This window comes from Psychroserpens mesophilus (genome assembly GCF_000826645.1).
GTDB lineage: Bacteria > Bacteroidota > Bacteroidia > Flavobacteriales > Flavobacteriaceae > Psychroserpens > Psychroserpens mesophilus.
The window spans coordinates 194,524-209,357 of sequence record NZ_JXJP01000003.1; the positions used below are offsets into that span (position 1 = coordinate 194,524).

Genomic DNA, 14,834 nt, shown 5'->3' on the forward strand with positions numbered 1-14,834 from the left:
TATGCTAGATTTTTTATTGACAAGTGATGCTATAATGGCATTGCTAACCCTAACGTTTTTAGAAATCATACTTGGTATCGACAACATTGTATTTATTTCTATTGCTGCCAATAAACTCCCCGAAAACCAACGTTCTAAGGCAACAAATATCGGACTTTTATTAGCCATGGTTCAACGAATAATATTACTATTTTTTGTCTCCTTTCTGGTAGGTTTATCAAAACCATTTTTTACTCTAGAAAATTCATGGTTTGAAATACACATCAGTTGGCAGGCCATTATTTTACTTACTGGAGGATTATTTTTAATCTATAAAAGCACTTCAGAAATAAGAGAAAAAGTTACAGATCCATCTCATGATGCTAATGAAGTTAAAAACAAGAAAATCAAATCGCTTTCACAGGCGTTAACGCAAATTCTAATAATTGATTTTATTTTTTCTATTGATTCTATTTTAACTGCAGTTGGAATGACAAATGGTTTACACCCAAATCACAATTACACCTTAGTCTTAATGATTATTGCTGTTGTGATATCGATAATTATCATGATCGCTTTTGCTAATCCCATACGAGTATTTATAGAAAAAAATCCGAGTATTCAAATGCTAGGCTTGGCATTCTTAATTTTAATTGGATTTATGCTCATTACAGAAGCCGCACATTTATCACATACGGAATTTTTTGGCAATACTGTTGGCGCAATTCCTAAAGGTTATCTGTACTTTGCAATTGCATTCTCTTTGTTTGTAGAATTTTTGAATTATAAAACCACAAATAGGAAATCTAAAAATTCATGAATATTCTTTTTGTTTGCTCAGCGAATAAACAACGTTCAAAAACGGCTGAAGATTACTTTTCTGAAAAATATTTAGAACACGCGTTTTATTCTGTGGGCACTAATGCCAAAATATGCCGAAAAGAAGGGACTAATTTAGTTTCAGAAATTGATTTAGACTGGGCAGACATTATATATGTTATGGAAGAAAAACACAGAAAAATCATAAATCAGCATACCAGTAACACCTACAATTCAAAAATTACTGTGCTTCATATTCCTGATATTTACAACTATTATCAAAAAGAACTTTTAGAGCTTTTTGAAACAAAGGTTCTAATCTAACAGAAATTTAAAACCTGCTGAAATAATACTTGCACTCAACGTGTTATTTCTATCGTACTGCGTGTACTTTAAATCAATGCTTTTTAAACCCAATTTCCAGATGTGGAATTTTGTAAATATATCAGTATAGGTAGCACCCAGACTATATTGGTTGGCCGAATACTTTGACAAATCATAATCTGAAGTATAAAACTCATCTGTCGATACATGTTCTTCATAAGCAGCAAAATAATCTGCAGCCGTTTGGTTATAAAAACGATATGAAGGATAGACCGTAAATTTGTCTGATAATTTAATAGGAATTTCAATACTAGCCGTATGAGACTTAATTCCCCAGTCATCATAATAATAGCGATAAAATGTTCTTACCACAAAGGTTTCATTTATATAATAATGTAATCGTCCACCAATAGCAACCTTGAATCTTGAATCGGGTAATTGCTCAACATCATCAGCCAAATGAAAATCTTCAATAAAGGAATCTGCTACATCACTAAAATAAACACGCTGAAAAGGCGTTGATAATAATCCTTGTTGTTTGACAAAATCCAAAGCCAGAGACCCTTGTAACTTTTTAGATAATATTTGTGAGAAGCCAAACCCCAAAGCATAGGTGTTTCTTCCTTCGTCTTTAAAAGGCTTAAATGTAGGGTTATAGTTAGAATTACCTGTAATTGTATAAAAACCAAATAGCTCATTACTCAATCCTTGACCATCACCAAAAGGTCTTAATTCGGTTGGATATATAGCATTCCAGGTATCAATAAAAACATTTCCATGGATACTGACCTCAGTATTTTTTTCATTAAACAATTTGGTATAACTTCCTCCAATTCCAATAGAAAAATAATCGTATTCTGAAGACACCGATAATTTGGCAGACCATATATCATTTCTATCGTCTGAACTATGCGAATAGGAACCTGTTAGATTAGCCCATACATCGCCTTGTGAAGCTCCAGAACTGGCAACAAAAGCATTAGCTCTTCCACCACCATCAAAAGGACCTATATTGCTGGATGAAGCAGAAGTGTACGCTGAAATACCAGCATCAATAGTTAAAACATCATCATCATTTAAAGGTATAGACACAACAAAAGCAGCGGTCATATCAGTTAATTCTTCGGTACCAATTCCTCCAGTCACAGCAGCATTAGAACCATCTTGGGTATAATAACTTGACAAGAAATCAATTTCAGTAGTTTCTAAAACTCTTTTTTTATAGGTACTTGTTGAATCCTGTGCTTGAGAGTAACCTATTTGAAGCGATAACGAGAAAATAAGGCAGGTTAGTATAGTTTTCAAAGTTTCCTGTTTATAATATTAATTACAACCACAACCGCCACCTGTTTTTCCACCATTCCCACCTGCTGCAGCTTCTCTGTAAGAATGAAAAGTACTAATGTTTCTATCAGATTTTTTATCTGCTAAAAGCATATCTGGATCGTTAAGATTTACTTTTTCATACTCTTTAACGGCAACACAAGACGATAGCGATGTTAAAACTAAGGCGATGATACTAATACGTTTTATCATATTTTATTTATTTTGATATTTGCTGAGGTGAATATATTTCCATTCTCATCAATAATAATACATTCAATATTTGGTAGCTGATTAATTCGATTTAAACCTACATCTTTTCCCATAACAAAAACTGAAGTAGATAATGCATCTGCAAGTTCAGCTTTAGGAGCAAAAACAGTAACACTGATAATTCCAGATGAAGGATACCCTGTTCTGGGATCAATAATGTGTGTATAACGTTTTCCGTTGAAGTTGACAAATTTCTCGTAATTACCTGATGTAACTACAGCTCCATTTGTAATTGGCAATAAGGCAAAGGCTTTATTTTTATTTAAAGGATTTGTTATCGCCACTTTCCAATCATCACCATTGGTTTGCTTTCCCCAGGTTGTCATATCACCTGAAGCATTAATTATACCTGCTTTTACACCATTTTCTATAAGAAGTGATTTTGCTTTATCTGCAGCATAACCTTTACCAATAGCGCCAAATCCAATTTTCATGCCTTTGAGTTTTAAGAACACTGTTGAATTACGATCATCTAAAATAATATTTTGGTAACCTACTTTACGCACTGACGATTTGATTTCTTCTTCATCTGGCATATGTGTCATGCTTCCGTCAAACTTCCAGATTTTATCTAAAGACGCATAAGATATATCAAATGCACCATCAGTAAGTTTAGTGATTGATAAGGAACGTTTAATCAAATCATATAATTCTCTATCAACTTTAGCAGCTTGAATTCCAGCATTATTGTTAATCTTAGAGGTTTGTGAATTGGGATCCCAAGAAGAGATAAGTGCTTCTATTCTTGATATTTCATCAACAGCCAGATCAATATACAAATTAGCTTCAGTAGAATCTTTAGCCACTACAGTAATATCGAATCGACTTCCCATTAGTTTTAAGGTACGCTTGTAAGTGGCTTGCGCCTCAAGGTAAAGTGACGTGAAACATATGACTACTAATAAGCTATAAATTTTCAAATGGTTATTAATTAAAAGATTCTAATAATTCAATATATGCTGAAGGAGTTGATTTTTTATACCCAGTAGACCCAAGCATCTTTCCATCTGCATTTAACACAACAACATAGGGAAAATATCCTTTATTATTAAATCGCTCTGCTAACTTATTATTGTGTTCTTGCTGATCTTCAGATAAAGCATTTTTTTTACGTTTAGGAAAGTCAGCTTTTAACATGACAAAATGCTCTTTTGCATAGCTTTTGAATTCATCAGTAGCCCAAATTTCTTTATCAAGCTTTATACATGGAGCACACCAATCTGAGCCCTGAAATACGAGTATAATGGTTTTTTGCTTTGCTTGTGCCTCAGTTTTTGCTTTTTCAAAATTGGTAAACCAATCTTGAGCATGAACTGTTGATAGTGTAGTAATCAATAATAAAGCTACTGTAAAAATAGTTTTCATAGTATGTTATTGGGTAAATTTATTTATTTAAACGCAATAACATGACAAATCTTACATTGATATTTATCAACTTTTAAAACTTACTTGAAATTAGCAACTTTAACAAGGCCTTCATAGTCTTGAATAAAAATACTACTGCGTTTGGTAGTAATGAGGTTTTCTTCCTTAAAGTCCTTTAACATTCTTACCACAGATTCTTTTGCGGTACCAACCATGCTCGATAAATCATCTCTGTTAATCAAGATTTCAGTTTGATCTTGTGTTTTGTTTGCGAACTTTGTTTCTAAAATAAGAAGGTTTAAAGCAGCACGTTCTCTAACCGTATGTTTAGCCAAAATCTTTGTTGCATTAATATACACTCGAAATTCATGACTTAATTTTTTTAATAGACGTTGCGATAATTCATGAGACATATCTACTGCGTTTAAAAAAACAGATTCTGCAATAAATTCAATTTGACAATCTACTAAGGCAATTGCTGAATCGGCATAAGTTTCTCCACTTAGAACAGCATGATACCCTAGAAATTCATTTTCTCTGCATAAATAAAAAATATGCTGAGTTCCAAAATTTGTTTGAGTTAATTTTTTTACTTTACCTTTTTTGATCCAGTAGATTCCTTTAGGGTTTTCTCCTTCTTTAAAAATATAATCACCAGCTTTAAAATTTAAAATATTAGTACTGGATTTTAGAATCTGACATACATCATTAGGAAGTCCATCAAGCAAATCTTGATTATTAAAACTGTATTGGTTGTTTAACAACTCGCTAATTTTCATAATCCATAGATATGTCTGTTTTTTTGAAGCATTTTTTTAAAACAATGTCACTTGACCTTTATCATCAACATCTAAATCATCATCGTCAGATTGTGATGAACCTTTTGATGACGCATTAGAATCTGAAGATTCAACAATTTCATCAACTACTTCAATATCTACAGCAGGCACATCTTCTTGAGCTTCATATGGCAGTGGATCTAAAAGATTTATTTGATTGATTTTATCTTTTGTCAATTGATTTCCTAATGCAGAAATTCCTTTGACGGCAATAAATTCTTCAAGATTTACAGCTTCGTTATCCTTACGCTCTTTACCTCGTTCTTTAGTGAATTCAATATCAGCAACTGGTTTCCAATCGGTTGAAACAATTTCCAAATGCGAATCTGGATGTTCAGATATAAACGATTCTTCTTTGCCTTCATTTTCAACTAAAAAACGCTTCACATAAAACAATTCCTTTTCACCATTATAATAAATAACAGAAATGGGTTTTTTAGGAATCCATTTTTCTAATACGATCATATCATCGTCAAAATGCGTCGTAAGTTCAGGTAAAATGGTCTTGACATTGCCAGATTGCGTAATTATTAATAATCGATCCTCTCCTCGAAATTCACCTATTAATTCACCTCTTCCATCAACATTAAGGCGTTGAACCGTGTCATCAAACCAAATTTTTCTAGGCTTTAATGTCGAAACTCCTTTTTCTTTTAATTCAATTTTCTTGACTGAATATTTTGTTACCAGATTTCCTTTTGAAGCACGACCTTTAATAAGAACATCTGCAAAATCAATATCCCATTTCAGTTTTTTAATACTTCCAACTTGTCGTAAATATATCGTAATGACTTCAGCTTCACCATTTGGATTTGCAGAGAAATACCAAACTTTTGAACCTTTGTTTCCATTAGTCATATCATATTCTCGATCACGAGTAACAGATGTAACAGCAAAGCGCTTGATATAAGTTGGACCTTTACTTCCATCGCGATAAATCATATTATAAATGGTACGCTTGTCTTTTTTCTTAAAGACGGCAACATGAATGATATCTTTACCTACAAACGTTTTACTATCTACTTTGGTGACCATCATGGTTCCATCATTAGTAAACACAATAATATCATCGATATCACTGCAATCACAAACGTATTCATCTCGTTTTAGCGACGTACCAATAAAACCTTCTTCTCTATTGACATAGAGTTTGGTATTGCGAATGACAACTTTAGTGGCATCTACATCTTCAAAAGTTCTGATTTCAGTTTTACGTTCGCGACCCTCACCATACTCCTTCTTTAACCGCTCAAAATAGGCTATCGAATAATCGATTAGGTTAGCAAGATGATGCTTTACCTCAGCAATTTGATCTTCAAGCGCATCTATTTTTTGCTGAGCTTTATCAATATCAAATTTAGAAATCCGTTTAATTCTAATTTCTGTTAAACGCACAATATCCTCTTCAGTAATGGCGCGTTTTAAATGCTTAATATGTGGTTGCAAGCCTTTATCAATCGCACTAATTACACCTTCCCAAGTCTCTTGATCTTCAATATCACGATAAATTCGTTTTTCAATAAAGATTCGTTCCAAGGATGCAAAATGCCATTGCTCTTCAAACTCACCAAGTTTAATTTCTAAATTACTTTTTAAAAGCTGTACTGTATTATCTGTTGAGCGACGTAGCATTTCAGAAACACCAACGAAGAAAGGTTTATTATCTTCAATCACACAACCTAAAGGCGAAATAGAAGTTTCACAACCAGTAAAAGCATAAAGCGCATCAATAGTTTTATCAGGTGAAATGCCTGATGGCAAATGGACTAAGATTTCAACATCAGCCGCTGTATTGTCTTCAATTTTTTTAATCTTGATTTTACCTTTATCATTCGCTTTTAGAATAGAATCAATCAATGAAGATGTATTGGTTCCGAAAGGAATTTCGGTAATAACAAGAGTGTTTTTATCCAATTGAGAAATTCTAGCTCTTACTCTAACTTTTCCGCCTCTTAAGCCATCTTTATAATCTGAAAAATCAGCGATACCTGCCGTTGGAAAATCAGGTAGTAATGTAAAACGTTTACCTTTTAAATGCTTAACTGAAGCATCAATAAGTTCTATAAAATTGTGTGGTAGTATCTTAGTTGATAATCCAACTGCGATGCCTTCACCTCCTTGAGCTAATAGCAACGGAAACATCACTGGAAGATTTACTGGCTCTTTTCGTCTTCCATCGTAACTAGCTTGCCACTCTGTGATTTTAGGATTATACACTACGTCTAAAGCAAACTTTGACAATCGAGCTTCAATATATCTTGAAGCAGCAGCTCTGTCTCCTGTAAGGATATTTCCCCAGTTCCCTTGAGTATCAATTAGCAAATCTTTCTGTCCGATTTGCACCATAGCATCTGCAATACTTGCGTCACCATGAGGATGATATTGCATCGTATGACCGACTATATTGGCAACTTTGTTGTAGCGACCATCGTCAAGGTCTTTCATAGAATGCATGATACGACGCTGTACTGGCTTAAAACCATCTTCTATAGCAGGAACAGCCCGTTCTAGAATTACATAAGAGGCATAATCTAGAAACCAGTCCTTGTACATACCAGTAACTTTGGTAATCGTTTCGTTATTATCGTCTTGTTCGTTTATTAAATCGTTGGTATCGTCACTCATTAATTAAGAGGCTTTTTTATTTGCTTTAACAATTTTTTTCAAGGATTGTCTTATGTATCTGCGTTTGCGTTTAGTAACTAAAGTAATATTAAATGTTTCTCGTCTTTTACCACCTCGAGAATCCTTAATATAAATTGAAAGCGTCCTGTAGACAATATAATTTTTGAAACTATATGCCAGAAGACTTTCTTTTTCAAATTCTACGACTTTTTGTCGATAATTAAAATACTTAGAAATCAATAATCCTTTGTTAGTCATTATAACCTTAATGCCGTCACTATCATATTCAAAAAATTTGCATATGAAATGTATTAAGAAAAAGATTCCACCAAATACGATAGCAAAGGTAATGGAGCTCAAAGTTGTATTACCACTAAAAATCCGTAGGGACTTTATAAAAACAGGCAGAGCAATGGCTAAAACCAGTAAAATGAAATATATAGATACAATTATATTTTTAACATTGGAATTGTTGGTACGCATAAGTTTTTCTATCAGTTTTTAATTATCATAAAGATTTCACTCGCGATCTTCAATCAAATCTAATTCAACTTTTAAATTATCAATGATAAACTCTTGTCGTGTAGGTGTGTTTTTTCCCATATAAAATGACAACAATTCTTCAATAGACATGTCTTTATCAAGCATAACAGGATCTAAACGAATATCTTCACCAATAAAATGCACAAATTCATCTGGAGAAATCTCACCTAGTCCTTTAAATCGTGTAATTTCTGGTTTCGGTTTTAATTTTTCGATAGCATCACGACGTTCTTCATCAGAATAGCAATAAATGGTTTCTTTTTTATTACGGACTCTAAATAATGGAGTTTGTAAAATATACAAATGACCTTCTTTAATAACTTCCGGAAAGAATTGTAAAAAGAAGGTAATTAATAACAATCTAATATGCATCCCGTCAACATCAGCATCAGTAGCAATTACGATATTATTGTAACGTAAATCTTCCAGAGATTCTTCAATATTTAGAGCTGCCTGAAGCAGGTTAAACTCTTCATTTTCGTAAACAATTTTTTTGCTTAATCCATATGAATTAAGAGGTTTTCCTTTTAAACTAAAAACAGCCTGAGTATTAACGTCTCTCGACTTTGTAATGCTCCCTGATGCAGAATCTCCCTCAGTAATAAATAGTGTAGTTTCAAGATTCCGTTCATTCTTAGTGTCACCAAAATGCACACGACAATCGCGTAGTTTTTTATTGTGAAGGTTTGCTTTTTTAGCTCTGTCCTTTGCTAATTTTCTTATACCTGAAAGTTCTTTACGTTCCCGTTCCGCCTGAAGGATTTTTCGCTGAATTTTCTCAGCTGCCACCGGATTTTTATGTAAATAATTATCCAGATAGGTTTTCATGAAATCATTGATATAGGTTCTAACCGTTGGCAAATCGCCTCCCATATCTGTTGATCCCAATTTTGTTTTTGTCTGACTTTCAAAAACTGGCTCCATGACTTTTATAGAAATCGCAGCAACAACCGATTTCCTAACATCTGAAGCTTCATAGTTTTTACCATAAAATTCACGAATTGTTTTCACGAGAGCTTCACGAAACGCTGCCAAATGTGTCCCACCTTGCGTTGTATTTTGTCCGTTAACAAAACTATGATACTCTTCACTGTATTGTGTTTTACTATGCGTTAAAGCGACTTCAATATCATCGCCTTTTAAGTGAATAATATCATACAAACGATCAGTTTCATTAATATTATCAGATAATAAATCTTTAAGTCCGTTTTCACTAAAATACTTTTCGCCATTAAATATAATGGTCAATCCAGGATTGAGATATACGTAATTCTTGAGCATTTTTGCGACATACTCATTACGATATTTATAATTTTTGAAAATAGTTTCATCAGGAACAAATGACACTTTAGTGCCTTTACGACGCGACGTATCATCTAATAAATCCTGGTTGATGAGATTACCTTGTTCAAATTCTGCAGAAGCCGACTTTCCATCACGTGTCGATTCTACTCTAAAATAGTTTGATAACGCATTGACTGCTTTGGTACCAACACCATTTAATCCAACCGATTTCTTAAAAGCACGAGAATCATATTTTCCTCCTGTATTCATTTTAGACACCACATCAACGACTTTACCTAAAGGAATTCCTCGTCCGTAATCTCTAACAATAACCTTATTGCCATGGATAGAGATTTCTATTGTTTTACCAGCTCCCATGACATATTCATCAATAGAATTATCTAAAACTTCTTTTAATAAAATATAGATACCATCGTCTGGAGATGAGCCATCACCTAATTTACCAATGTACATACCAGGTCGCATTCGGATATGTTCTTTCCAGTCGAGCGAGCGTATGTTATCTTCGGTATATTTGGTTTCTTGAGACATAAATCAGTGAAAAATTAGAATGGATTGCAATATAACATAACGCTACAAAAAATAAAACAGGGATGACACAAAGTAATTAACAATAAACGCCCAATATTGTTGAGAACATGGATGTTTTATTGAATATGAGATAATTCTTCTGCGGTTTTCTTCAAAAAGGCATTTCTAGTGGTTAAAAGATTAGTCATGTATCGCTTTAGAAATATCATATTGGCTAATTTTCCAATAATTCCGAAAGGTGATTCAAATTGAAATCTGTCAATCATTAGTGTTTTACTGTTTTCTGACTGAAAGATATGCTCGTGTTTAAACGATTTAAAGACACCTGAAACCATTTCATCAACGAAATAATCAGGACTTTCAAATTCAGTTATTTTTGAAGTGAGTTGTTGTGTAATTCCGAAGTGCTTGGCTTCCCAGGTTACCCATTCATTTAATTCAATTAAACCAGAAGTCTTGCCAGCAATGGCTTTTTCGTTAGAATGCTTTAAAGATGCAGTGTGGAAATCAATATTTCGTGCCAAGTCAACACAGGTTTGAACATCTGCATTGATAATTGTTTTGATTTCTATAAAGGACATTAAAAAAAATTTAGGTCTCGACTGCGCTCGACCTCACAGTTGAAAGTAAATAACTAAAATGTTACACATTAAACAAGAAATGCATCACATCACCATCTTTTACGATATAGTTCTTTCCTTCAACACGCATTTTTCCAGCTTCTTTCACTTTAGATTCACTTCCGTATTTGATAAAATCCTCGTAAGCTATCACTTCAGCCCTAATAAAGCCCTTTTCAAAGTCCGTATGAATAACGCCTGCTGCTTGCGGACCAGTAGCACCAACAGAAACTGTCCATGCTCTAACCTCTTTTACACCAGCAGTGAAATAGGTCTGCTGATTTAAAAGCTTATAAGCAGATCGGATTAGTTTCGCTGAACCAGGTTCGTCTAATCCAATATCCTGAAGAAATAATTGTCGCTCTTCATAATCGTCTAATTCGTTAATATCGGCTTCTGTTCCAACAGCAAGAACTAAGACTTCTGCATGTTCATCTTTAACTGCTTCTCGAACTTGTTCTACGTATGCATTTCCAGAAACAGCACTTCCTTCATCAACATTACAAACGTACATGACAGGTTTTGCTGTAATTAATTGCGCAGGTTTTACAAATTCTTCTTGCTCCTCATCGCTAAATTCTAATGCTCTAACCGATTTTCCAGCTTCTAAGCCTTGTTTCAATTTTAATAAAACAGCCTCTTCTTTTTGAGCTTCTTTATTTCCGGTTTTAGCAGCACGCTTAACTTTATCTAATTTCTTTTCAACCGTTTCTAAATCCTTAAGCTGAAGTTCCATATCGATCGTTTCCTTATCACGAATAGGGTTTATATTACCATCAACATGTACAATATTATCATTGTCAAAACAACGCAACACATGAAGAATAGCATCGGTTTCACGAATGTTTCCTAAGAATTGATTTCCTAAACCTTCACCTTTACTCGCACCTTTAACAAGTCCGGCAATATCCACGATTTCTACAGTAGCTGGTATAACGCGTTCAGGATTGACCAAAGATTCCAGTTTTTGAAGTCTTGGATCTGGAACATTCACTACACCTATATTGGGTTCAATAGTACAAAACGGAAAATTAGCGCTTTGTGCTTTTGCATTAGACAAACAATTAAATAAGGTTGATTTTCCAACGTTTGGTAATCCTACAATTCCAGCTTTCATCGAGTAAATTTATTTAGTCATTTCCGCGAATACGGAAATCTCTTTTTTGCGATTGCAAATATAGGTTTTCCTCTCGGAAATCATAAGAACTAAAACTTAAAAAACATAGGGTTGATAATTTGCCATATAATCCAGACAAACACCAAACCGACAATAGCAAATAATGTACAGCCTAAATGCTTCCAGAAACCGTTATATTCTTTTTTTTGATCTTTCATTTGTGCAAATTAACGAAAAAAGCTGCTTTCGAATGTCCCAACTTACATTATTAAATTTCAGCTAAAAAATTATGTTAAGCCAATTAAAAATTTGAATAAGGTAGGACTTTCAAGTTTTTGATTGTTTTAATACTAACAACTTTGTAATTATTACTTCATTATTTTTAAAATTAACCATTATGAAATCATTTGTAGTATCGCTTTTAATTTGTTTAACGCTATTATCATGTAGTAAAGATGAAAACGCTTCAACAATTACAGAATTTGAAATTACAGGACAGTTTTTAGCACCTAACGGCTTTGACCCTATTTCAAATGCTCGAGTACGAGCTTATCAAAATAACGAATTAAAATCGCAAACCAGAACTGATGCTCAAGGACATTATTCGTTAACTATTACAAAAGGTAATTATACCTTAGTTGTAAACAAAGGAAAGTTCAAAACGGAAAGAAACATTAGTGTTGAAAATGATTTAGAACTAGAAACGCTAAGTGTTGAAACCTTACCTCATATTGCTGTTGTAACAGGTCTTTATGATAATATTGAAAGTGTTTTATATAGTATCGGACTTGTTAATCCTGTAACTGGAGAACCATTATTTGACATCATTGATGGTAATTCTGGATTAGATAGAGTTGCAATAAATAATAATTCAAAACATCATCAAGAGCATGGTGCGTCGCTTAGAAATACACCTAACCCACTTTTACAACCAAACGTTAATTTTAGCTTTGAAGACCTTTTAAATGATAGCAATCTACTAAACACATATGACATCGTATTTTTAAATTGTGGTTTAAGTGAAGCTTATATAGGTAATTCTGGAGTTTTTGAAACTTATGTCGCTAATGGCGGAATTTTATACACTACAGATTGGGCGGCAGAATACTTAAATGCCATTACGAATTCTGGAACAGATTATTTAACACCATATAATCCAGCCAAAAGCGGAACGTCAACATCAACTGTTGCTACAATTTTGGAAGGAGATTTAAGCCAGTGGTTATTGCTTAATTATAATATATCAATTGATGACACGGTAGAAATTGATGACTTTCTGTATTCATGGCAGGTAATTGATTCTTATGACAGTTCAACAACTATTTCTTGGTTAAACGGACCTGTTTCCTATTGGGACGATGCTAATACTGAGATTTATGAAAACAAAGATTTAGCATTTACCTTCTTACATGGTGAAGGTGGTGTGTTTTATTCATCATTTCATACCGAAAATAATGATGTAGAAGATGTCACTAATGTAGAACGTATTATGCAGTTTCTTGTGTTTGAAATGTCAGACATAGAATAGATTACATAGTTATACAAAATAAAAAATCCCAAGCTTAAAAACTTGGGATTTTTTTAATATAACAAGGCTTAGCCTTTATTAATCTTCAGGATGCATAAAACGCTGTTTTCCTAAGAGTTCTTCTTCAGTTTCCACATGATCTTCATCTGGAACGCAACAATCTACCGGACAAACTGCTGCACATTGTGGTTCTTCATGAAAACCTTTACATTCTGTACATTTATCTGGTGCAATGTAATAAATCTCGTCACTAATAGGTTCTTGTGTTTCATCGGCATCAACTTCTTTTCCGTTTGGCAGAACAATTTTACCCGTTAAACTCGTTCCATCCTTATATCTCCAATCGTCAGCTCCTTCATATATAGCTGTATTTGGGCATTCTGGTTCACATGCACCACAATTTATACATTCGTCTGTTATTATTATTGCCATAGTAATTCTTCTATTTTATTGCGTAAATTTGCAATTGCAAAAATAAAGCCAAAACATCGTATAACCAAACACAAGATGGATTTACAACAAAGAATTAACGCTTTTGTAAAATTAGGAGACTTTTTAAGTCAATTTAACACTGAAGGCATTCATAAAAAAGATAATATTCCACATAATGACTTATTTTTTGAAGGCTTTAAACATCAAATTAAACTGGCTCATGAACACAATGGCTGGTTTAAAAGAGAAAACATTCTATTTGCTTTAAATGGATGGTCTAATCAATTGACCAGCAACAATATTAATCAGTGGTTATCAAAGTATAAGTTTAATCAAGAAAATCCTAAAACAATAGCCATTATTATGGCTGGAAATATTCCCTTAGTTGGATTTCATGATTTCTTAAGTGTTTTAATTTCTGGTCATCATGTTTTGGTGAAACAATCTTCTAACGACAAACATTTATTGCCATTTTTAGCTAAATATTTAGAGCATGTAATGCCTGAATTTAAAAGCCGTATTCGATTTACAGAAAACAAACTTGAACACTTTGATGCCGTAATTGCCACAGGAAGTGATAATACTGCACGTTATTTTGAATATTATTTTAAAGACAAACCTTCCATAATAAGAAGAAATAGAAACTCTATTGCTGTTTTAACTGGTCATGAAACGGAAGATGAATTAAAAGCACTGGCAGAAGATATTTTTAGATACTACGGATTAGGATGTAGAAATGTTTCAAAACTATATGTACCTAAAAATTATAATTTTGATACCTTCTTTAAAGCCATGTATGATTGGCATCCTATCATTCATGAAAACAAATATGCTAACAATTACGACTACAATAAGGCTGTATATTTAATGAGTGAATTTGATATGTTGGAAAACGGATTTTTAATGCTGAAAGAAGATGAAAGCTTTTCGTCTCCTATAGCTACGGTGTTTTATGAACACTACAATTCATTAGAGGAACTAAAAGAGATCCTAAAACAGAAAGAAGATCTAATTCAATGCATCGTTTCAAATGGTTTTATTGACGATGAAGTTAAATTTGGTCAAACCCAATCGCCAAATTTATGGAATTATGCCGATGGTATTGATACTATTTCGTTTGCGTTGACAATGTGTTAATAATTTATCATTTTAATAATGCTTGTTTTATTAGAATTTATGACCTTTGTATGTATTAGTTTTACAACCTATTT

Annotated in this window: 15 protein-coding genes; 4 read left to right on the forward strand and 11 right to left on the reverse strand. The window is 33.1% G+C overall.

The genetic code is table 11. The features are described from left to right. Window position 1 precedes the first annotated feature (1 nt). Together TD18_RS04730 and TD18_RS04735 are read left to right on the forward strand one after the other, a co-directional pair. Window positions 2–799 carry a TerC family protein gene (locus tag TD18_RS04730; RefSeq protein WP_040249204.1) on the forward strand — a complete coding sequence of 266 codons (798 nt, stop codon included), beginning with the start codon at window positions 2–4 and terminating at the stop codon, window positions 797–799. Next, window positions 796–1,122: a phosphotyrosine protein phosphatase gene (locus TD18_RS04735; RefSeq protein WP_040249207.1), complete on the forward strand. Its 327-nt coding sequence runs from the start codon at window positions 796–798 to the stop codon at window positions 1,120–1,122. The genes TD18_RS04730 and TD18_RS04735 overlap by 4 nt, the downstream gene beginning before the upstream one ends. Here the strand turns inward: TD18_RS04735 and TD18_RS04740 are convergent. The 10 genes from TD18_RS04740 to ychF form a co-directional block, all read right to left on the reverse strand. Beyond that, a complete protein-coding gene (locus TD18_RS04740; RefSeq protein WP_040249210.1) occupies window positions 1,114–2,427 on the reverse strand; it encodes a DUF3570 domain-containing protein in 1,314 nt (437 codons plus the stop codon). The two genes, TD18_RS04735 and TD18_RS04740, sit on opposite strands and share 9 nt — an antisense overlap. Window positions 2,428–2,445: 18 nt before the next feature. Beyond that, the gene (locus TD18_RS04745; RefSeq protein ID WP_040249213.1) at window positions 2,446–2,658 is read right to left on the reverse strand and encodes a DUF4266 domain-containing protein; all 213 of its coding nucleotides are present in this window, start codon (window positions 2,656–2,658) and stop codon (window positions 2,446–2,448) included. Continuing rightward, the gene (locus TD18_RS04750; protein WP_040249216.1) at window positions 2,655–3,638 is read right to left on the reverse strand and encodes an FAD:protein FMN transferase; all 984 of its coding nucleotides are present in this window, start codon (window positions 3,636–3,638) and stop codon (window positions 2,655–2,657) included. Before TD18_RS04750 ends, TD18_RS04745 begins: the two co-directional genes overlap by 4 nt. 7 nt (window positions 3,639–3,645) lie before the next feature. Then, window positions 3,646–4,083: a thioredoxin family protein gene (locus TD18_RS04755; protein WP_040249218.1), complete on the reverse strand. Its 438-nt coding sequence runs from the start codon at window positions 4,081–4,083 to the stop codon at window positions 3,646–3,648. Between the two features lie 80 nt (window positions 4,084–4,163). Further along, the gene (locus TD18_RS04760) at window positions 4,164–4,862 is read right to left on the reverse strand and encodes a Crp/Fnr family transcriptional regulator (protein WP_040249221.1); all 699 of its coding nucleotides are present in this window, start codon (window positions 4,860–4,862) and stop codon (window positions 4,164–4,166) included. A gap of 36 nt (window positions 4,863–4,898) precedes the next feature. Further along, window positions 4,899–7,547, reverse strand: coding sequence for a DNA gyrase/topoisomerase IV subunit A (locus TD18_RS04765; RefSeq protein ID WP_040249224.1), 2,649 nt, complete (start codon window positions 7,545–7,547; stop codon window positions 4,899–4,901). 3 nt (window positions 7,548–7,550) lie between these two features. Then, window positions 7,551–7,907, reverse strand: a complete 357-nt coding sequence (locus TD18_RS04770) for a hypothetical protein (RefSeq protein WP_241480642.1) — start codon at window positions 7,905–7,907, stop codon at window positions 7,551–7,553. A gap of 159 nt (window positions 7,908–8,066) precedes the next feature. Next, a complete protein-coding gene (locus TD18_RS04775; RefSeq protein ID WP_040249228.1) occupies window positions 8,067–9,926 on the reverse strand; it encodes a DNA topoisomerase IV subunit B in 1,860 nt (619 codons plus the stop codon). Window positions 9,927–10,042: 116 nt separating this feature from the next. Further along, complete coding sequence (locus tag TD18_RS04780; protein WP_040249230.1) at window positions 10,043–10,507, reverse strand: SRPBCC family protein; 465 nt, start codon at window positions 10,505–10,507, stop codon at window positions 10,043–10,045. A gap of 61 nt (window positions 10,508–10,568) precedes the next feature. After that, complete coding sequence (gene ychF, locus TD18_RS04785) at window positions 10,569–11,663, reverse strand: redox-regulated ATPase YchF (protein ID WP_040249234.1); 1,095 nt, start codon at window positions 11,661–11,663, stop codon at window positions 10,569–10,571. 397 nt (window positions 11,664–12,060) lie between these two features. Between ychF and TD18_RS04790 the strand changes: the two genes are divergently transcribed. Then, window positions 12,061–13,191 carry a carboxypeptidase-like regulatory domain-containing protein gene (locus TD18_RS04790; RefSeq protein ID WP_040249237.1) on the forward strand — a complete coding sequence of 377 codons (1,131 nt, stop codon included), beginning with the start codon at window positions 12,061–12,063 and terminating at the stop codon, window positions 13,189–13,191. Between the two features lie 78 nt (window positions 13,192–13,269). On the opposite strand, the gene TD18_RS04795 is transcribed toward TD18_RS04790, so the two are convergent. Further along, window positions 13,270–13,623 (reverse strand): 4Fe-4S dicluster domain-containing protein, encoded by a 354-nt coding sequence (locus tag TD18_RS04795; RefSeq protein ID WP_040249240.1) that lies wholly within the window; start codon window positions 13,621–13,623, stop codon window positions 13,270–13,272. A 75-nt stretch (window positions 13,624–13,698) separates the two neighbouring features. Here TD18_RS04795 and TD18_RS04800 point away from each other — a divergent pair, with 75 nt between their 5' ends. After that, window positions 13,699–14,760, forward strand: a complete 1,062-nt coding sequence (locus TD18_RS04800) for an acyl-CoA reductase (RefSeq protein ID WP_040249775.1) — start codon at window positions 13,699–13,701, stop codon at window positions 14,758–14,760. Window positions 14,761–14,834 lie beyond the last annotated feature (74 nt).

Excerpts from the sequence above, each read along its gene's own strand:
- TD18_RS04745 (WP_040249213.1), bottom strand. The coding sequence starts at position 2,658 with ATGATAAAACGTATTAGTATCATCGCCTTAGTTTTAACATCGCTATCG.
- TD18_RS04780 (WP_040249230.1), bottom strand. The coding sequence starts at position 10,507 with ATGTCCTTTATAGAAATCAAAACAATTATCAATGCAGATGTTCAAACC.
- ychF (WP_040249234.1), bottom strand. The coding sequence starts at position 11,663 with ATGAAAGCTGGAATTGTAGGATTACCAAACGTTGGAAAATCAACCTTA.
- TD18_RS04800 (WP_040249775.1), top strand. The coding sequence starts at position 13,699 with ATGGATTTACAACAAAGAATTAACGCTTTTGTAAAATTAGGAGACTTT.
- TD18_RS04775 (WP_040249228.1), bottom strand. The coding sequence starts at position 9,926 with ATGTCTCAAGAAACCAAATATACCGAAGATAACATACGCTCGCTCGAC.
- TD18_RS04760 (WP_040249221.1), bottom strand. The coding sequence starts at position 4,862 with ATGAAAATTAGCGAGTTGTTAAACAACCAATACAGTTTTAATAATCAA.
- TD18_RS04790 (WP_040249237.1), top strand. The coding sequence starts at position 12,061 with ATGAAATCATTTGTAGTATCGCTTTTAATTTGTTTAACGCTATTATCA.
- TD18_RS04765 (WP_040249224.1), bottom strand. The coding sequence starts at position 7,547 with ATGAGTGACGATACCAACGATTTAATAAACGAACAAGACGATAATAAC.
- TD18_RS04735 (WP_040249207.1), top strand. The coding sequence starts at position 796 with ATGAATATTCTTTTTGTTTGCTCAGCGAATAAACAACGTTCAAAAACG.
- TD18_RS04730 (WP_040249204.1), top strand. The coding sequence starts at position 2 with ATGCTAGATTTTTTATTGACAAGTGATGCTATAATGGCATTGCTAACC.
- TD18_RS04795 (WP_040249240.1), bottom strand. The coding sequence starts at position 13,623 with ATGGCAATAATAATAACAGACGAATGTATAAATTGTGGTGCATGTGAA.
- TD18_RS04755 (WP_040249218.1), bottom strand. The coding sequence starts at position 4,083 with ATGAAAACTATTTTTACAGTAGCTTTATTATTGATTACTACACTATCA.